Raw genomic sequence first — 19267 nt, 5'->3', positions numbered from 1 at the left:
CGCCCGGCGCCGCGTTGCGCAACTCGGCGCGCAACGCGGCCCGCCAGTCACGCGGCGGGCATGGCCTGCTGCGCCAGGCGCGCGGCAGCCGGCGCATCGATGGCGCGGATGGCATCGATCAGCGTCGATACCTCCGTGCCGCAGGCGAACACCATCACATCCCCCGGCTGGCAAGCCAGAAACGCCGCCTGCACCGCCGTCGCCGCACCATCGTACTGCCGCACCACCGCGCTCCCCGCCGCACGCGCGCCATCGGCAATCAGCCCTGCCGCCTCGCCATGCCCACGCCCGCGTGACGCCGACTCGTACACGAACAGCTCATCGAAATGCACGGCGCAGGTGGCGCCGGTACGCGTCAAATCCTCGTCGCGGCGGTCGCCGGGCGAGGTCACCACGGCCAGCACGCGGCCGGGCGCCTGGCCGGTGGCCTTGCTCTGCCCTTGCCCTTGCGCCAGCCCGCGCGCCAGCGTGGCCAGCGCCGCGTAGGCCGCCGGATTATGCGCATAATCGAGCACGATCTTCATCATGTCCAGTTCAAACACATTGGACCGCAGCGGATTGGTGGCCGCGTCCGACTCGAAGCTGGCCAGCCCGGCGCAAATCTGCGTCACGCTGAAGCCACTGGCCGCCAGCGCGGCCGTCGCCGCCAGGCTGTTGGCAATGTTGTAGCGCGCCAGACCGCCGCAGGTGGCGGGAATGTGCGCGGCCGGAATCACGCGCTGGCGCACCTGGCGCTGGCTCAGCATGATCACATCATGTTCCAGCCAGACCGCGTCGCCGCCCTGCGCCAGATGCGCCAGCAGCACCGCGTTATCCGGCTTCATGGAAAAGTACATGGCGCGCGCATCGGCGGACAGGCGGCCGCGCGCCGCCACGCAATGCGCATCGTCGGCGTTCAGCACCGCCACCTCGGCGGCGGCCACCACCAGCGACTTCACGCGCGCCAGCTGTTCCACCGTGTCCACGCCATCCAGCCCCAGATGATCATCCGAGACATTCAGCATCACGCCCACGCTGCAACGGTCATACGCCAGTCCGCGCTTCAGCAGGCCGCCGCGCGCCGTCTCCAGCACCGCGAATTCGGTCTGCGGCGACGCCAGCACCGCGCGATGCGACCAGTAACCGGTGCAATCGCCCTCGCCATACAGCTGCCCGGCCACCGTGATGCCCTGCGTGCTGGCGCAGCCGGTGCGCAAGCCCGCCAGCCGCACCGCGTGCGCGATCATCAGCGTGGTGGTGGTCTTGCCATTGGTGCCGGTGATGCCGATGACCGGAATCCGCCCCCTGGCCGCATCGGCATGCAAGGCACGCAGCAGGTCACGCTGGTCATGGCTGGGCGCCGGCGCGCCCAGCACCGCGTCCACCTTGGGCGCGCGCCGTCCCGGCAGCAGATCGACCTGCGCATGGTCCAGTCCCAGCGTGATGGCGGCGCGTTCGGCCACGCCGCGCACTGCCGCATCGGCATGCTGCGCCTCGCCGTTCAGCACCTGCACGCGCAGGCGCTCGCCCGGCTGCCGCTGCGGATCCTGGAAGTCCTCGGCCGGCACCTGCAGCTGCGCCTCGATCAGCAGGGAGCGCATCAGCTGGCGTTCGTGCAGCAAGGTGCCGGTCAGCAGCCGGTTATCGTCCCCGGCCTGCGCCAGATAGCGCCACTGCCGGTGGCCCCAGCCCAGCCGCAGCAAGCCGCCATGCTCGCTGATGCGCTGGACCGGAATGCCCAACGCATCCGCCTCGCGCGCCACCGCCTGCGCCGACCACGGCAGCTGCATGGAGGCCGACAGCGCCCGCAGCGATGCCACGGCCGTTGCCACATCCGGCGCTTCGCCACGGCCGGTAGCGGAAATCAGCTCGACAGCGGCCGCCAGCGCGGCCTGGCCGAGGTGCTCCAGCGTGTACTGCACCACCACGCGCCAGCGCGGCGGCCCGCCCTCCTCGCCATCGCCGGCCGGCTCCGAATGCATGAACTCCACCGCCTCGCCGCACGCCTGTTGCAGATAGCGGGCGGTGTAAGCCGCCTGCCGCCCCGCTTCCTCCAGCGGCGACTCGACCACCGCGACAATGCACGGCATGCGGCTGTACAGGTTGGCGCCGCGCAGCAGGCGCTGTTGCAGGATCCGCATGTTCACGCTTCCCTGCTGGCGACCAGCCACACGGCGGCAATGCGCTCGGCCTCGGCGTAGGCCGGCGTGTCCAGTTCCTCGCCAAACACGTCGGGATCAATTTCCTCGTAGGTCCAGCGCAGGCCCGCCTCGTCCAGCAGCGCCGTGGCGTGGCGCAGGAAAGCGTCGTCGCCGTCCCGCATCGCCACGCCGGTGTACAGCCACAAGGCGCCGCCGCGCGCCAGCCGGACGATCGCCGCCTGCACGATCTGCAACGACAGGCCGGCGCCCAGCTCGCCGCCGCCATGGCGGTAAGCGCGCTCGCTCTGATCCAGCAGGTACGGCGGATTGGCAACGATCAGGTCGAACACGCCGTCCACCTGGTTGAGCAGATTGCTGTGGCGCGCGCTCGCGTTGGCCACGCCGGCCAGGCGGATATTGATGTCGGCCAGCGCCAGCGCGCGGTCGTTGACATCCACCGCCAGCACCTCGGCTTCGGGAAAACGGCGCGCCAGCGCGATCGCGCCCACGCCGCTGCCGCTGCCGATATCGACGATGCGACGCAGCGGCGCCTGCGTCGGCAGCGGCGTCTGCTCCATCGCCCGCACGAAGCGGCAGGTGTCCGGGCCGAAGAACACCGCGTCGTCCTGCGTGGTCGGATAGGCCGAATGGAACAGCCACTCGCCCGCCAGCGTGGACACGCGCACGGCGCTGCGCAGCAGCCCGTCCCGCTCCTCAACGATGCTGGCGGCCCGCATGCAGGCCAGCAGGTCGGCGTCGATGGCGGCGGCGGTGAACGGCCGGTTCCAGCCGAAGATGTCGCGCAGGCTGGCGGTGGCGGGATCGGCCGGGCGGGCCAGCACGCGCGCCTGGGTGGCCGGCGTGACAATGGTGAACTGGTATTTACGCGCACGCAGCGCAGCGCCCAGCGCCAGCAGCGCCTGTTGTTGGACGGCGGTGAAAAACGGTGTGGTCACAAAAGCTCCTGTCAAACTTTGATACTGAGGCAGAAGCCCGCTGGCTTGGGTGCGCTGTCGCACATTGGGGCGCAAAAGCGGTTAAGCCCATCGATACGGTTGGTGGCCAAATGACAGCGCGGTCTTACGCCCGTGCAGGTGCGCCACCGATACGCAGTCAAACGGACGGCGCCTAAGATGGCTGCACACCTACTGAAGGAGATCCCCCATGTTCGCTCACAATAAGCGTCTGCAGTACACCGTACGGGTCAGCGAGACCAATCCCGGCCTGGCCAATCTGATGCTGGAACAATTCGGCGGCCCGCAAGGCGAGCTGGCGGCCGCGCTGCGCTACTTCACCCAAGCGCTGTCGGAAGACGATCCGGGCCGCAAGGATATGCTGTTCGACATTGCCACCGAAGAGCTCAGCCACCTGGAAATCATCGGTAACATCGTCGCCATGCTGAACAAGGGCGCCAAGGGCCGGCTGGCCGAGGGCATCGACAGCGAGGCCGAGATGTACCGCGCCATCAGCGGCGGCGGCAACGACAGCCACGTCACGCAATTGCTGTACGGCGGCGGCACGCCGCTGATCAATTCGGCCGGCGTGCCCTGGACCGCCGCCTACATCGACACCATCGGCGAGCCGACCGCCGACCTGCGCTCCAACATCGCCGCCGAGGCGCGCGCCAAGATCGTCTACGAACGGCTGATCAACCTGACCGACGATCCCGGCGTCAAGGACGCGCTGACCTTCCTGATGACGCGCGAGGTGGCGCACCAGAAGTCGTTCGAAAAGGCGCTGTACGCCATCCAGCCCAACTTCCCGCCGGGGAAACTGGCCGGGCGTCCCGAGTTCGCCAGCGTCTACTTCGACATGTCGCAGGGCGGGCCGGAACTGCAGGGCTCCTGGAACAGCGGCGACAAGTGGCAGAGCGTCAGCGACCGCGAGGACCAGTATGCGGTGGATGGCGGCGACGGCAGCGCCTCGGTCGGTCTGACGGCGGAAGAGGACACGGCACTGAACCAGATGGCGGCGCGCACGCTGTCCGATCCCGACGCCGAGCCCCTGACGGGCGCCGAACTCGGCGCCGGCACGGCTCCCATTTCCACGCAGATCTGACAACGACAAGGCGCCATCATGACTAGCACCGCCAACGAACATCTGGCCGACTGGCTGCGCGATGCCCACGCCATGGAACGGCAGGCCGAAACCATGCCGGAGTCCATGGCCTCGCGGCTGGAGCGCCACCCGGCGCTGCGCGCGCGCATCGTCGGGCATATCGAGGAAACGCGCTGGCAGCGACGAGGTGGTGAAGGGCGCCATGGCCGGCTAGGTGTTCGAGAACATGGAGATCGCCAGCTACACGGTGCTGATTGCCGCCGCCCAGGCGGCGGGCGACCCGACCACCGAGGAGGCCTGCCGCAAGATCATCGCGCAGGAACACGCAATGGCCGCGTGGATGCTGAAAAACCTGCCGGCCATCGCCTCGGCCTTCCTGGCCCGCTCGGCCACGCCGGGCGTGGAGGCCAAGGTGTAGCCGGCTACAGCGCCTTCAGTGTACGAATAAGATCGCTCAGGCGGTAAGGCTTGGCGATCAGTTCGAAGGCGCCGATATCCGGCATCTGGTCGCGCAGCGCGTTCTTGACGTAGCCCGATGCCAGCACGATCTTCAGCTCAGGGAATTCCTGCCGCGCGATCTTGCCCAGTTCCACGCCGCTCATGCCGGGCATGACCACATCGCTGAACAGGATGCCGATGCCGGGATGGAGCCGCAGCGTTTCCAGCGCCTGCGCGCCGTTATCGGCGGACAGCACCTCGTAGCCCAGATGGGTGAACAGGTTGATGGCCGTCTCCAGCACCTCCGGCTGATCGTCCACCAGCAGCACTTTCTCGGCCTGGCCCTTGGCCTCCTCCATCGCCCCGTGCTGGCGCACGGCCGGGAAGTACATCGACACCGTGGTGCCCGCGCCCAGCTGCGACGCCAGCGTCAGCGCGCCCTGGCATTGCTGCATCAGCCCATACACCTGGCTCAGTCCCAGGCCGGTGCCCTTGCCCACTTCCTTGGTGGTGAAGAAGGGTTCGATCGCGCGCGCCATGGTTTCCGGCGTCATGCCGGCGCCATGGTCGCGCACCTCCACCCGCACGTACTGGCCGGCGGGCAGCCGCTCGACCTGCGCCTCGCCCAGCGTGACGGCCGAGACGTCCAGCAGCACTTCGCCATGGCCGTCCATCGCGTCGCGCGCGTTGACCACCAGGTTGAGCAGCGCCGACTCGAACTGCGTGGGATCGAGCATGGCTTGCGGCAGGTTCTCGTCCAGCCGCAGATGCAGGCGCATGTCGTCGTTGAGGGCGCGCCGCAGCACCGCGTCGAACGAGCGCACCACGCGCGCCACGTCGTGCGCCTCCTGGCGCAAGGGCTGCTGACGGGCGAAGGCCAGCAACTGCTGCGTCAGCGAGGCGCCGCGCTGGGCCGCGCGCGACATGGTGTCCACCGCCTTGGCATGCATGGCCGGATCGCGCGACATGCGCAGCAGTTCCAGCCCGTTGACGATCACGTTCAGCAGGTTGTTGAAATCGTGCGCGATGCCGCCGGTGAGTTTGCCGATGGCTTCCAGCTTCTGCGACTGGAACAGCGCCTCGCGCGCGCGCTCCAGTTCCTCGGCCGCCACGCGGCGCTCGGTGATGTCGCGCGTGATCTTGGCAAAGCCGAGCAGTTCGCCGTTCGGGTCGACGATGGGGTCGAGCACCACGCTGGCCCAGAAACGGCTGCCGTCCTTGCGCACGCGCCAGCCCTCGTCCTCGAACTTGCCGGTGGTGCGCGCCACCTGCAGCGCATGGGCCGGGCGGTTGGCGGCGCGGTCCTCGTCGGTATAAAACATGGAGAAGTGGCGGCCGATGATTTCTTCCGGCGGATACCCCTTGAAGCGCTGGGCGCCGGCGTTCCACGTCACCACCACGCCTTCCGGCGACAGCATGTAGATCGCGTAATCGGTCACGCCCATGATGAACTGGCGGAACCGTTCGGCTTCGATGGCGCCGACATTGGGCTGGGCACTCTGCATGGCTTCCTCTAATAGCTCTTTGGCCCAATTTTACTTGAGGGGCAAGAAAACCCGCACACAATCGTACGTCCTGGACAAATTAACGGGGCTGGCATACAGCTTGCATGCCCAAGTGGCATCTCAATACCCTGATTGATGCCGATGACTGCCATCCGTTTGCTGTGTGCCCTGCTGCTGGCAGGCGCTTCCTCCACCGTCCCGGCCGCGCCGCCCCGGCCAGTCAAGGTGATGATCATCAGCATGTTCGACCAGGAGGCGGCGCCCTGGAACGACAAACTGGAACTCCAGCAGTCCATTCCGGTGCCTGGCCTGTCGCCGCGCTACCCGGTGGTGCGCTGTAACAGCGAGGATGTCTGCCAGCTGACCACCGACATGGGCAAGGCCAATGCCGCCGCGTCGGTGGCGGCGCTGGTCCACAGTGGCCTGTTCGACCTGCGCGCCGCCTACTTTCTGGTGGCCGGCATCGGCGGCATCGACCCGGCGCAAGGCACCACCGGCACCGCCGCCTGGTCGCGCTACCTGGTGGACGCCGACCTGGCCTGGGAGCTGGACGCGCGCGAACGCGGCGAAGGCTGGAGCACCGGCTACCTCGGCATCAACACGAAGACCCCCACCGACGTGCCGCCGCTGCACTACGGCTCCGAGATGTACCAGCTGGACGAAGCGCTGCTGCAGCGCGCCCTGTCCCTGTCGCGCGACGTGCAGCTGTCCGACTCGGACCAGGCCCGCGCGTACCGGGCCCGCTATGGCGCGGCGCCGGCCAGCGCGCCGCCCCGGGTCACGCAGTGCGACACCATGACCGGCAACACCTGGTATCACGGCACGCTGCTGGGCCAGCGGGCGCGCGACTGGTTCCGCATGCTGACGGCCGGCCAGGGCACCTACTGCATCGTGGCGCAGGAGGACAACGCCACCTACACGGCGCTGAAGCGTGGCGCCGAGGCGGGTTTGCTGGACCTGCGGCGGGTGGCGGTGCTGCGCACGGCGTCCAATTTCGACCGCCAGCCGCCGGGCATGACGGCGCTGGAGTCGATGCACGCGCAATCAGGCGGTTATCCGCCGGCCTTGCGCAATCTGTACCTGGCGGGGAGTCCGCTGGTAAGGGACATTGTCGCCCACTGGCAGGACGACGCGGCGCCCACCGCCGCCGCGCCGCAGCCCGCGCCGGCACAGACCCCGGCCTATGCGCCGCGCGTCATGATCGTCAATATGTTCGGCGCCGAAGCCGAGCCTTTCATCAAGGGCCTGGCGCTGAGCGCGAAGCACAGGGTGCCCGGACTGTCGGCGCGCTATCCGGAGGTGCTGTGCAACCAGGACCACGTCTGCCAGCTGACCACCGACATGGGCTACAGCAACGCCGCCGCCAGCATGACCGCCCTGCTCTACGCCAGCGGCATGGACCTGCGCGACACCTACTTCATCATCGCCGGCATTGCCGGCATCAATCCCCGCCATGGCACGGTTGCCACGGCGGCGTGGGCCGATTATGCGGTGGACTTTTCGCTGTCGCACGAGATTGATGCGCGCGAGATGCCGGCGGACTGGCCTTATGGTTACTTCGGCATCCACACCAGCGCGCCGGGCGTCATGCCGCGCTTCGACTACCGCACCGAGGTGTTCCAGCTGAATACCGCGCTGGTGGACCGCGCTTACCAGCTGTCGCGCGGCGTGGCCTTGAGCGATTCGGCCGGCGCGCGCGCCTATCGCGCCGGCTTTGCCAGCGCGCCGGCCAACCAGCCGCCGGTGGTGACGCGTTGCGACACGGTGTCCGGCGACACCTGGTACGCTGGCGACACGCTGGGCCGCCGCGCGCAGGAATGGTCCGCCCTGCTCACCGGCGGCAAGGCGCGCTACTGCACCTCGCAGCAGGAAGACAACGCCACGCTGGAGGTGCTGCGGCGCGGCCAGGTCGCCGGCAAGGTGGATTTCGGCCGGGTGCTGATCCTGCGTTCGGCGTCGGACGTGGACCGGCCGCATCCCGGCCAGTCCAACCGCGATGTGCTGGTGAATTACGCGCAGCAGGATGGTTTTGGGCCATCGACCGCCAATCTGCTGCTGGCCGCCCGGCCCGTGATAGAGGCGATTTCCGGCAACTGGGCGCACTGGCGGCAAGGCGTTCCGGCGCAGTGATTTTGCCCTCGGTTTGATCAAGCGCATGCCGCCGCGGGCCACGCTGGCTACACTGGCCGGATTGACATTGCCGGCTGGCCGTCATGCGCGTCTGCATTACCATCGATACGGAGTTCAGCATCGCCGGGGCGTTTGCCGACCCGGCGCGCTTGCCCGTGGGCGCGCCGATGGTGCTGTGCGAGGCGGATGGGCGCTCGCAGGGGCTGGGGTTTCTGCTGGACTGCTTCCAGCGACACGGCATTCAGGCGACGTTCTTTGTCGAGACGGCGCAGCGGCACTATTTTGGCGATGAGCCGATGCGCGGTTTGGCGCGGCGCATCGCCGCCGCCGGGCACGAGGCGCAGCTGCATGTGCATCCCTGTTGGGCTGTGTTCCAGCACCCGGACTGGGCGCAACGCGTGCGGCGCCAGCCGCGCCAGGATGATCTGGCCGGGCGGGATGTGGCGTCCACGCTGGCTTTACTCAGGCATGGGCTGGCGACGTTCGCGGCGTGGGGTTTGCCGGCGCCGCAGGTCTTCCGCGCCGGCAATCTGCAGTATGACGATCATCTGTTTGGCGCCGTGGCGGCGGCGGGAATGCCGTACAGCTCCAGCGTCGGGCTGGGTGTCTACAACGGCGGGCAGGCGTCGTACCAGTTGTACGCTGGACGGCATCGGCGGCATGGCGTGCTGGAATGCCCGGTACTGACGTATTGTGATCGGGGCCGGCACCTGAAGTCGGCGGCGGTGTCCAGCACCAGCTTTGCAGAAATGCGCGCCTTGCTGGAGCAGGCGTATGCGGCTGGCCTGGAGCTTGTCGTGATATTGACCCATCCTTTTGAGTACGTGCACAGCGATGGCCCGGCATTTCGCCGGCTGCGTCGGCATGCGCTCAACCAGTCGCGCATGGAGCGGCTGTGTGCATACATCGCCGCGCACCCGCAACGGTTCACGGCGAGCGGCATGGCGCTGGCGGCCAGCCAGCCGATGACGGCGACGACGGCGTGCAATCCGCTGTTGCGCGGCCGGACCTGGCGCACCGTCGGCCGGCTCGCCGCCCAATCCGCCTACGACCGCTACGGCCGATGGGCGCTGGCCCGCATCGCCGCGAGGTCCGCATGAACACCCGCCACGGCACATGGCGCGGTGGGCTGCGGGCCTGCTTGGCGCGGCTGGCCCTGCGTGGCGGGCTGCTGGCGGCGTTTCGCCTTCGGCATCCCGAGCAGGTGCGGCGCGTGGTGTTTGTCTGCCTGGGGAATATTTGCCGCAGCGCGTATGCGCAGCGCGTTGCCGGGCGCCTTGGCATGCAGGCCGCCTCCGTGGGCCTGTCCACCTGCACCGGCGCGCCCTCCCCGCCGTCCGCCCTGCGCGCCGCCGAGCGCTGCGGCGAAGACCTGCGCGCGCACCGCGCCACCGACCTGCGCGACTTCGAGGTGCTACCGGGCGACCTGCTGCTTGCCATGGAAGTCCGTCACGCGCGCGCGCTGCAACGCCGGCTGGCCGGCCGCGACGACATTCAGATCGCCCTGCTCGGCCTCTGGTGCGCGCCGCCCATGCCGCACCTGCACGACCCCTACACGCTGAGCGACGCCTACTTCGACCAATGCTTCGAGCGGCTGCGGCAAGCGGTGCACCAGCTGCACCGTACCTTGTCGCGGGGCGCGGCATGAACCCCGCGTTTTCCACCTACCTCGACCTGGTCCGCATCGCCAGCGCGCTGCTGGTGGTGCTGTACCACTCCAACATCCGCCTGCTGATCGCGGACAAGCTGCCGCTCAGCACCCACGGCCACGCGGCGGTCATCGTGTTCTTCGTGCTGTCGGGCTACGTGATTGCCCACATCACCAGCACGCGCGAAACCACGCCGCTGGAATACTGGTCCAGCCGACTGGCGCGCTTCTACTCGCTGGCGCTGCCGACCGTGCTGCTGACGCCATTGCTGGACCAACTGGGCGAAGCCATGGTCCCGCAATTCTACGGCGACCGCACCACACACGATCTGTCCTGGCTACGCATCCTCACCAGCCTGGCATTCATCAACGAGAGCTGGACGCTCTCCATCATGTCCTTCTCCAACGTACCGTATTGGTCGCTGTGCTACGAATTCTGGTACTACGCGCTGTTTGCGGCACTGACCTTCACGCGCGGCCGCCGGCGCGTGGTGTGGTGCGGCATGGCGATGCTGCTGGCCGGCCCCAAAATCCTGCTACTGGCGCCGGTGTGGGCGACCGGCGTGGCGCTGCACCGCTGGACGGCCCCGCAGCGCATCGGCCGCGCTGCCGGCGCCGTGCTGCTGGCCTGCTCCTGCCTGGCCTACGGCCTGTTCCACCACTACCAGCTGACCGAAGCCGGCAGCACCTGGCTGCGCGACATCATCGGCGCGCACTGGCACCGCCAGCTGGCCTTTTCGCGCTACTTTGCGACCGACTACCTGCTGGCGATCATCGTCGCCATCCATTTCGCCGGCGTCCGCGCGCTGGCGCCGCCGCTGGACCAACTGGCGCCGCTGGCGCGGCCGCTGGCGGCATACACCTTCAGCACCTACCTGCTGCACCAGCCGCTGATGCAGTTTTATGCCGCCTTGTTCAACGGCGACCCGGCCGGGCCGTGGTTCTACATTGCCACCATGCTGGCGGTGTTTGTCAGCATCTTCGCCATCGGCAGCGTCACCGAGCGGCAGCGGCATCACTGGCGGCGCTGGATACATGGCCTGCTCGCGCCGACGCCGCCGCAGCCATTGCCGGCGGTGGTGCTGGGCATCGACACGCCCATCGGGCTGGCCATCATCCGCGATCTAGGCCGGCATGGCGTCAAGGTGTACGGTATCGCCGGCGATGCGCAATCGCTGGGACTGGGCTCGCGCTACCTGTATCGCGGCATGCTGCGCGCGGACGACGTGGTGGCCCAACTGCGCCGGCTGGGCGAAGAAAACGGCCCGGCCGCGCTATTCGCCGTTTCGGAAACGGACATCCTGATGCTCAACGCCGCGCGTCACGCGCTGCCCGGCTACCGCATGATGTTTGCCGATGCCGCGCGCATGGAGCGTGTGCTGCACAAGGAACGAACCTACGCGGCGGCGGCCGATGTCGGCATCTTCGTCCCGCGCACCAGGCACCCGGCGTCGGTGGCGGACGCCCGAACGGTTGCGCGGACGGCCCGCTATCCGGTGGTGCTGAAATGGGCCGATCCGAATACCATCGCCCCCCTGCTGCGCCAGGCCGGCATGACGCTGGAAAAGATGCGGCGCTGCGATGACGCCGACGCCTTGCTGGCCAGCCTGCGCCGCTACCAATCGCTACGGCGCCACCCGATGGTGCAGGAATATTGCGACGGCTACGGCCTGGGCCAGTTCGTCCTGATGAAGGATGGCGAAGCGCTGTACCAGTTCCAGCACCGCCGCCTGCACGAGTGGCCACCCGAGGGCGGCACATCCACGCTGTGCGTATCGACGCCGGTATCGCAGCCGCTGATGCGGCAATCGATCGCCCTGCTACGGGCACTGGACTGGGAAGGCGTGGCGATGGTCGAATACCGCTACGACCCGGCCACCGGGCGGGCCGCCTTGATGGAGGTGAACGGCCGCTTCTGGGGCAGCCTGCCGCTGGCCTGCCAGGCCGGCGCCAGCTTCCCCTGGTACTGCTACCAGGCGCTGGGGCTGCAGCGGCAGATCGCCGTGCAGCCCTACCGCACCGGCCTGCGCTGCAGATTCATGACAGCGGACACGCGCCGCCTGCTATGGCTGCTGGCGCGCGGGCCGCTGGCCGGCCGTGCGCGCGCCCTCGCAGGCTACCTGGCGGAATGCCTGCGGCCCGGCGCCCGCTACTTCGTTCACGACTGGCGCGATCCGCTGCCACTGTGGCGCGACCTGCGCCACAGCGTCTCGCGCAGGCTGCGCCAACCGCGCTATTGGAACAAAGCGAAGTGAGTTATTTGCCGATCACCTTGACCAGCCCCGCCGCCGACTTGACCAGCGCCGCGTCGCCGCCGCTGGCACTGAGCTTGCCGGCCGCGTCTTCCCACTTCAGCTGCGTCACGGTCGACTTGCCCTTCTCGTAGTCGTAGCTCACGCCATCGTCGTCGTACAGGCGGAACTCGCCGTTCCTGCCCGGGTAGACGTGGATCGCTGCGATGGCCTGCCGGGTCGCGGTGGATTGCACCTCCGCGCCCATCGGCAGCACCGACCCCGCCTTCACGAACACCGGAATCTGATCGATCGGCGCCGCCACCTTGACCCAGCGGCCACCGGCCAGTTTCTCGTTGGTCCAGAAGTTGTACCAGTCCGCGCCGGCCGGCAGGTACACGTCCTTCTCGGTCTGCCCCTGCTCTGTCACCGGCGCCACCAGGAAGGCCGGGCCAAACATGTACTGGGTGCCGATGTTGGCCACGTTCGGGTCGCTGGCAAAGTCCATCCACAGCGGCCGCATGAACGGCGCGCCGGTATCGTGCGTGAACTTGGCCTGCGAGTACATGTAGGGGATCAGCTGATAGCGCAGCTTGTCGAAGCGCGCCATCACCGCCTCCGCCTGTTTGCCGAAGGACCAGATCTCGGCCTCCTTGCGGTCGCCGTGCAGGCGCAGCGTCGGCAGGAAGGTCCCGTACTGGAACCAGCGCGTCATCAGCTCCGGATAGTCATGGTTGTTGCCCACCACGTTGCGCGCATCGGACGGATCGAGCAGCGGCGGCTTGACCGCGCTGCTGTTCGGCGCCAGCTTCTGCCAGCCGCCGATGTCGTTGCCCCAGTAGGCGATGCCGGAGGCCGTCATGTTCAGGCCAGTCGGCACCTGGCGCGCCAGCGCCTCCCAGGTCGGCTGAATGTCCGAGGACCAGAACAGGGCGCCGGTGCGCTGCGCGCCCAGGTAGGCGGCGCGCGACAGGATCAGCACCCGCTTGTTCGGCTTCCACGCGCGCAGGTTGTCGGCCACGCCCTCGACGTGCAGCAGCGGGAACAGGTTGTGATAGCGGTCGCCGGAACCGATCGAATAGAAGAAGCCATCCGGCACCAGATCCGGCTCGGTTTCGTCCAGCCACGGATAATCGAAGCCCTGCGACAGGATATTGTCGCGCGCCTTCTCCCAGAACCACTTGCGGGCGGCCGGATTGGTCGGGTCGATCAGGCCGCCGGTGCGGTCGGAGCGGAACGGCAGGCCATCGACCGTCTTGCCGTCCTTGTCCTTCAGCAGATAGCCCTTGCTGTCCAGTTCATTGAAGTAGCGGCCGGCGGTTTCGTAGCGCGGCCAGATCGAGATGATGGATTCCATGCCCATCTCGTGCAGTTGCTTGTTCATGGCCTTGGGATCGGGGAACTGCGCCGGGTCGATGTCCATCTGGCCCATGCGGGTCCAGTAGAACCAGTCCACCACCATCACGTCCAGCGGATACTGTTTCTGGCGATAGGTGTTCGCCACGCGCAGCACCTCCTGCTGGCTGTCGTAGCGGGCTTTCGACTGGATCAGGCCAAACGCGGACTTGGGTGGAATCGGCGTCTTGCCGGTCACGCGCGCATAGCCGGAATAGATCTCCTCCGGCGTGGCGCCGGTGATGATGAAGAAGCTGACACGCTCGCCCACAGTCGACTGGAACGCGGTGCGGCCGTTGACGCCGGCCACAAAGCGGGTTGCCGACGGGTTGTCCCAGACGATGCCGTAGCCCTTGGACGACACCATGAACGGCACGCAGACCGATTCCCCGGCCGGCGCGTCGTACCAGTGCTTGCAGTCGAGGACGCGGCCGCGCAGGTCCAGTGGCCCGATCGACTCCTGGTTCTGACCCATGCCGTAGTAATGCTCGTCGCGCGCGACGGAGAACGAGGCGCCGACCTGGAAGGTCTTCTCGGTGTTGACGGTCTGCGGCGACATCTCCCAGCCGTTCATGCTGACGATCTGCTCGCCCCTGGCGTTCAGCACCTGCAGGCCGACCGGCGCCAGCGCCGGCGCGAAGTACTTCTGGCCCTGCGTCGGTACTGACGGCGGCGGCGCCGGGTTCACGCGCACCGTCATCGCCGGCGAGACAAACACGTCGCCGTCCTTGCCGCCGGTGTGGCGGAAAGCGCCGTTGTCGCTGTTTTTCGGCAGGATGCCATAGCCCGGCCCCTTCAGCACCTCCGCCTTGTCGACGGCGATGGTGACGTGTACCACGTTTGGGCCATAGGCCTCAATCGACACGAAGGCGCCCTCCCGGTCCAGGGTGGCGATGGGCGCGGCGAGCGCCGAAGCGGAAAAGGCAAAAATCGATGCGAGCGCGGTGAAGACCGGCGTGTGGGCGAGCTGTCTCATAATCCTCTCTTATTGTGGAGATGTGCCAGCATTGTGCTTCTTCAAATTCAGAATAGCAATTACGAAAATCACCAAAAGCCACTACGTTTCTGGCCAGCCGTGTGATGCAACGAACAGAGGTCCGCCCGCACACTGTCTACCATGGGGCGATCACCGCCACAACGCAGAACAGGAGCACGGTTTGAATATTCAACGTTATCTGGCCCCCTTTTCCAACGTCGACGGCGAACAGCTGCTGATCGCAGCCGGCGCCGCTGGCATCACCTTCCTCGCCATCTATGCCGTTCTGAGGCTGCTGCGCAGGCGCCTGTGCCGGCACGACGAAGCCGGACGGCCCGACCGCCCTGCCGTCCAACTGCTGAAGGAAACCCTCAACCGCACCAGCATGCTGGCCGTGCTGGTGGTGTCGCTGCTGGTCGGCCTGAAGATGCTGGAGCTGCCGCCGCTGTGGGAGGAGCGCCTCGGCCACCTGTGGTTCATCGTCCTCGGTTTCCAGCTGGTGCTGTACCTGGACCGTGCCGCCACGCTGGGCGCGCGCCGCTACTTCCGCAACCACGCGGAAAATCCCGACTCCCCCACCACTGTCGCCAACACGCTGATGGTGTGGGCATTGAAGACCACCGTGTGGGTGATCTTCATGCTGGCGGCGCTGTCCAACCTCGGCATCAATGTCTCGGCGCTGGTGGCCAGCCTGGGGATCGGCGGTATCGCGGTGGCGCTGGCGGTGCAGAATGTGCTGGGCGACCTGTTTGCGTCGCTGGCCATCGCCGTCGACAAGCCGTTCGAGGTGGGCGACTCGATCGCCATCACCAATGTTTCCGGCACCGTGGAGCACGTGGGCCTGAAGACCACCCGCATCCGCTCCGACAGCGGTGAGCAGATCATCATCGGCAACGCCGAGTTGCTGAAGAACGTGGTGCGCAACTACAAGCGCATGCAGAATCGCCGGGTGCAGTTCTCCCTGCGTATCAATCCGGCCACGCCGGCCGCGCTGGCGGCCAAGGTGCCCGATGCGCTGAAGGCGGTGGTGGAACGCCAGCCCGATGTCCGCGCCGACCGGGTGCACCTCAAGTCCGTCACCCAGGATGCGCTGGAATATGAGCTGGTGTTCTACGTGCTGAATTCGTCGTATCTCAACTTCATGAACGCGCAGCAGGCGGTGTTGCTGGGCGCGCTGGAGGTGTTCAGCGAGCTGGGGGTGGATGCCAACGCGCCAACCCGCCGCCTGCTGTTCGAACAGGGCGCCGAAGCGGCCAACGAGGCGGCGCAGCCGGAGCGCCGCCTGCAGGGCCGCCCGCATTAATCGGGCTTGAGCTTCGCGTCCTCGGCCTGGGCTTCCTGCATCGCTTCCGGTTCCAGTTCCTCGGCCGAGCGGTTGAGGTGCACGAAGACGCCCCATGCCGCCAGCAGCACGCCAACTCCGGCCACCAGCGCGGCGACGTACAGCAACTCGCTGGCGTCGTCGTGCACGGCGCGGAAGGTGGCGACCAATGCTTCAATCGCCAACGCCACGACCACCACCACAAAGAAGCGTGACAGGAAGCGGCGCACCCGGGTGGGCGCGCTGATGTCGGCGTCACGCACCACTTCTTCTTCGACGATGGTTTCGGCGATCTGCAACGCCACCACGGCGGCGGCCAGGATGCCGATCGCCTCGATGACCTCCTGCGCCGCGGCCAGGCCGCTGTCGGCGCCCGCCGCGTGCCAGCCGAGTTTTGCGCCAACCACAATCAGAAACAGCGCGCCCGCCGTGAACAGCGCGGCGATCATCGCATGCACCACGCCAAACGCCAGCATTAATTTTTTCATTGTTGATTCCCTCGCAGTTGTTTGCGGTGATTGTAGAGCGCACGCCCGCGGCCGATTGTGCGCTATCGAACATAGCCTACGGTCGTTCCGGCGCAAGCCGGGATGACGGGTCGCAAGCTAACTCGACCGCATAGTGTTGAATACTTGATTTGAATCAAGGAATTCTTGCTTTGCCGGATGGGAAAATGACCGCATGAATAGCGAAATGTATATCGACGCGGCGCTGCGCCAGGCCCGGCCCCGTTTAAGCACCCTGTTGAAGCTCATGTTCGGCGAAGCGCAGGCTGCCGGGCTCACGACCCAGTGGCTGGGCAGCGTCATCGCCTTGATGGCGCTGCTCGGCTTCCAGGAACGCACCGTGCGCACCGCCCTGTTCCGCCTGGCCGAAAGCAAACTGATCAAGATCGAACGCCACGGCCGCCGCAGCCTGTGCATGCTGACGCCGCCGACCGCCGAGGCCATCCTGGCCGCGCGCCAGCGTCTCAACATGCCGGCCGGCCGCGATTTCAGCGAGCACTGGACCATGCTGGTGCACACCGGCGGCATCAGCGCGCCGCGCCATGCCGCCGCGCGCAAGCAGTTGCTGGAGCTGGACTACTGCGCGCTGGCGCCCAACCTGCTGGCGCGGCCGGCGTCGTACGCGCGCGATACGCGGGACGGCGAGGACCATGGCCTGGCGTTGTTCGAGGTGAGCGGCAGCCAGCTGGCCGCCGCCGTGCGCCAGCCGCTGTTCGGCAAAATCGACTGGGATCTGCGCACGCCGCGCGAGCTGTACCAGCAGTTCCAGCAGCGCTTCGTGCCGCTGCGCGCCATGCTGGGCCAGCGCGGCGCCTTCACCGACCAGCAGGCGTACAGGATCCGCCTGCTGGTCAGCCACGGCTACCAGCACTGCCGCCGCAACGATCCCTTGCTGCCGCGCGAACTGCTGCCGGAAGACTGGCCGGCGATGGCGGCCTATCAGACCTACGTGGCGCTGTACGCGGGCTGCGCGGCGCAAGCGCGCCGCCACCTACTCAAGACCAGCGTATCACCGGCGCCCGACACGGCCGCCGAGGCGCCGCGTCCATCACTGCTTCATCACCGAAAAAGGAAACCGGAATGGCACAAGACTACTACGACGGCCCGACCCTGAGCGTCACCGTCAACCGCGAGGGTGCGCGCGTGCACCGCCTGATCGACGACACCACCTACCCGACGCGCGCCAAAAAGCTGAGCATCCGCCGCGACCCGATGGTGGAAGCGCTGTTCGGCGCCGCCGCCGAACACGCGTCGCAGGCCGCGCCCGCCCGCAAGATCAAGGCCGGGCACCGCTGACCAGCCACATCCACATGCTCAGCGTGAAGAACGACGATACCATGCAGATCAGCAGCGCGGTGGCGCTGCGGTCGGCTTCGCCGTAGGCCTGGGCCAGGATCGGATAGATGCTCAGCATGGGCATGGCCGCCATCAACAGCGCGGCGGCGCGCAGCTCGGTGCCCATCGCCGTCACGCCCAGCAGCGGCAGCAGCGACGACACCAGCAGCACCGCCAGCGGATGGCCGATCAGCTTGCAGGCCACCAGCGGCACCACGCGCTGCCAGCCGGCGCTCAGCGACAGTCCCACCAGCATGCCGCCGATGGCAAACAGCGACAGTCCGCCGCTGGCCTGCGCGAACAGCGTCACCGTGCGCACCACCGGCTGCGGCAGCGCGATCTGCGTCAGGCTGACGGCCAGCCCGGCGCTCACCGCCAGCACCAGCGGATTGCGCAGCAGCCGCCGCGCGGCCTGGCGCAGCACCTGGTGCCAGGCGCCGGCGCTGCCGTGCTTGCCATGTTCGGCCATCGCCAGCAGCAGCGGCAGCATCACCAGGTTCTCGACGATGACGTTGAGGCCGAGCGCCACGCCGGCCACCGGCGCCACCATCAGCATCAGGATCGGAAAACCGATGAAGCTGCTGTTGGAGCACGACACGCCCATCGCCACAAACGTGCTGCGCACCAGGCTCAGGCCGAACAGCCGGCGCCCGGCCAGGAACGCCAGCGCCAGCATCAGCAGCGAACCGAACAGGTAGGACAGCAGATAGCCGGGGTGCAGGATGTCGCGGATGTGGCGCTGGGCCAGCGCGTTGAAGATCAGCGCCGGCAGCGCCAGGTTGAACACGAACTTGCCGAACACCTGCATGTCGGCGCGGGCGAACAGGCCGCCGCGGGTGGCCAGGTAGCCGGCAAGCACAATCAGGTAAATCGGACAGGTGATGGCGAGGATTTCAAGCATAAGCCGCGTAGCATACCATCATCGCGGCGCGCGCCGGCTAGCCCTCCCAGTAGCCGCGGCGCATGGCGATCATCACCGCGTGGGTGCGGTCGCGCGCGTCCAGCTTTTGCAGGATGGTTTTCATGTGGGCCTTGATGGTGTCCTCGCTCAGCCCCAGCTGCTCGGCCGCGCGCTGGTTGGAATTGCCGTCGGCCACCACGCGCAGCACCTGCACCTCGCGCTTGCTCAGCGTGTCTTTCTGGAAGGTGTTGGCCAGGCTGCACGCCACCTGCGGCGACAATTGCTGGCGGCCGGCGCACACCGCCGCGATGTAGCTGACCAGGTCGGTGCGCACCATGTTCTTCAGGATGTAGCCGCTGGCGCCGGCTTTCAGGCCGCGCGCCACCTGCACCTCGCCGCCGTAGGTGGTCAGGATGATGACGCGGGCGCGCGGGTTGATGGCGCGGATGGCCAGCGTGGCCTCGATGCCGTTCAGGCCCGGCATCTGCAGGTCCATCAACGTGATGTCGGGCCGGTGGCGCTGGTATTGCGCCAGCGCCTCGTCGCCGTCGCCGGCCTCGGCCACCACGGCAAAGCGCGGGTCGGCCGACAGCACGGCGGCGATGCCGCTGCGCAGCAGCGGGTGGTCGTCGGCGATCATGACGCTGATCAGTTGATGTTCCATGATGACGCTCCCCAAGTCCCGCCAGACTAGCACCGGCGG

Annotated in this window: 15 protein-coding genes and 1 pseudogene; 9 read left to right on the top strand and 7 right to left on the bottom strand. The window is 67.6% G+C overall.

From position 1 onward, the window contains the following. Positions 1-47: 47 nt before the first annotated feature. Together FHW58_RS03245 and FHW58_RS03240 are read right to left on the bottom strand one after the other, a co-directional pair. Positions 48-2120, bottom strand: coding sequence for a Mur ligase family protein (locus FHW58_RS03245; RefSeq protein WP_229265157.1), 2073 nt, complete (start codon positions 2118-2120; stop codon positions 48-50). A 2-nt stretch (positions 2121-2122) separates the two neighbouring features. Further along, on the bottom strand, positions 2123-3076 hold the full coding sequence (locus tag FHW58_RS03240) for a class I SAM-dependent methyltransferase (protein ID WP_179671619.1): 954 nt from the start codon (positions 3074-3076) through the stop codon (positions 2123-2125). 208 nt (positions 3077-3284) lie between these two features. Here FHW58_RS03240 and FHW58_RS03235 point away from each other — a divergent pair, with 208 nt between their 5' ends. Further along, a complete protein-coding gene (locus tag FHW58_RS03235; protein ID WP_179671618.1) occupies positions 3285-4178 on the top strand; it encodes a manganese catalase family protein in 894 nt (297 codons plus the stop codon). 18 nt (positions 4179-4196) lie between these two features. After that, positions 4197-4596: pseudogene (locus FHW58_RS03230) on the top strand (DUF892 family protein). A 4-nt stretch (positions 4597-4600) separates the two neighbouring features. Here FHW58_RS03230 and FHW58_RS03225 read toward each other — a convergent pair. Further along, positions 4601-6121, bottom strand: coding sequence for a PAS domain-containing sensor histidine kinase (locus FHW58_RS03225; RefSeq protein WP_179671617.1), 1521 nt, complete (start codon positions 6119-6121; stop codon positions 4601-4603). A gap of 135 nt (positions 6122-6256) precedes the next feature. On the opposite strand from FHW58_RS03225, the gene FHW58_RS27880 reads away from it, so the two are divergent. From FHW58_RS27880 to FHW58_RS03200, 4 genes are all read left to right on the top strand, one after another. After that, positions 6257-8251: a purine nucleoside permease gene (locus FHW58_RS27880; RefSeq protein ID WP_373996659.1), complete on the top strand. Its 1995-nt coding sequence runs from the start codon at positions 6257-6259 to the stop codon at positions 8249-8251. 83 nt (positions 8252-8334) lie between these two features. Further along, entirely contained in the window at positions 8335-9351 is a 1017-nt protein-coding gene (locus tag FHW58_RS03210) for a polysaccharide deacetylase family protein (RefSeq protein WP_179671616.1), read from the top strand. A gap of 41 nt (positions 9352-9392) precedes the next feature. After that, positions 9393-9899 carry a hypothetical protein gene (locus tag FHW58_RS03205; protein WP_218892618.1) on the top strand — a complete coding sequence of 169 codons (507 nt, stop codon included), beginning with the start codon at positions 9393-9395 and terminating at the stop codon, positions 9897-9899. Then, positions 9896-12154 carry an acyltransferase family protein gene (locus FHW58_RS03200; RefSeq protein ID WP_179671614.1) on the top strand — a complete coding sequence of 753 codons (2259 nt, stop codon included), beginning with the start codon at positions 9896-9898 and terminating at the stop codon, positions 12152-12154. The genes FHW58_RS03205 and FHW58_RS03200 overlap by 4 nt, the downstream gene beginning before the upstream one ends. Position 12155: 1 nt before the next feature. On the opposite strand, the gene FHW58_RS03195 is transcribed toward FHW58_RS03200, so the two are convergent. Beyond that, positions 12156-14501, bottom strand: a complete 2346-nt coding sequence (locus FHW58_RS03195) for a glycoside hydrolase family 31 protein (RefSeq protein WP_179671613.1) — start codon at positions 14499-14501, stop codon at positions 12156-12158. 181 nt (positions 14502-14682) lie between these two features. Here FHW58_RS03195 and FHW58_RS03190 point away from each other — a divergent pair, with 181 nt between their 5' ends. Beyond that, entirely contained in the window at positions 14683-15804 is a 1122-nt protein-coding gene (locus tag FHW58_RS03190) for a mechanosensitive ion channel family protein (RefSeq protein WP_179671612.1), read from the top strand. Here the strand turns inward: FHW58_RS03190 and FHW58_RS03185 are convergent. Further along, positions 15801-16310: a hypothetical protein gene (locus FHW58_RS03185; RefSeq protein WP_179671611.1), complete on the bottom strand. Its 510-nt coding sequence runs from the start codon at positions 16308-16310 to the stop codon at positions 15801-15803. The genes FHW58_RS03190 and FHW58_RS03185 overlap by 4 nt on opposite strands. A gap of 193 nt (positions 16311-16503) precedes the next feature. On the opposite strand from FHW58_RS03185, the gene FHW58_RS03180 reads away from it, so the two are divergent. Together FHW58_RS03180 and FHW58_RS03175 are read left to right on the top strand one after the other, a co-directional pair. Beyond that, positions 16504-17442, top strand: coding sequence for a PaaX family transcriptional regulator C-terminal domain-containing protein (locus FHW58_RS03180; RefSeq protein WP_179671610.1), 939 nt, complete (start codon positions 16504-16506; stop codon positions 17440-17442). Beyond that, positions 17409-17624 carry a hypothetical protein gene (locus tag FHW58_RS03175; RefSeq protein WP_179671609.1) on the top strand — a complete coding sequence of 72 codons (216 nt, stop codon included), beginning with the start codon at positions 17409-17411 and terminating at the stop codon, positions 17622-17624. The genes FHW58_RS03180 and FHW58_RS03175 overlap by 34 nt, the downstream gene beginning before the upstream one ends. On the opposite strand, the gene FHW58_RS03170 is transcribed toward FHW58_RS03175, so the two are convergent. Both FHW58_RS03170 and FHW58_RS03165 read right to left on the bottom strand, forming a co-directional pair. Continuing rightward, positions 17605-18564 carry an AEC family transporter gene (locus tag FHW58_RS03170; RefSeq protein ID WP_179671608.1) on the bottom strand — a complete coding sequence of 320 codons (960 nt, stop codon included), beginning with the start codon at positions 18562-18564 and terminating at the stop codon, positions 17605-17607. The genes FHW58_RS03175 and FHW58_RS03170 overlap by 20 nt on opposite strands. A 37-nt stretch (positions 18565-18601) precedes the next feature. After that, positions 18602-19228: a response regulator transcription factor gene (locus tag FHW58_RS03165; protein WP_229265033.1), complete on the bottom strand. Its 627-nt coding sequence runs from the start codon at positions 19226-19228 to the stop codon at positions 18602-18604. Positions 19229-19267 lie beyond the last annotated feature (39 nt).

This window comes from Duganella sp. 1224 (assembly GCF_013408245.1).
In the GTDB taxonomy this organism is placed as follows: Bacteria; Pseudomonadota; Gammaproteobacteria; order Burkholderiales; family Burkholderiaceae_D; genus Rugamonas.
The sequence above is the reverse complement of the archived record's forward strand: the minus strand, read 5'-3'. Positions and strand labels throughout refer to the sequence as shown.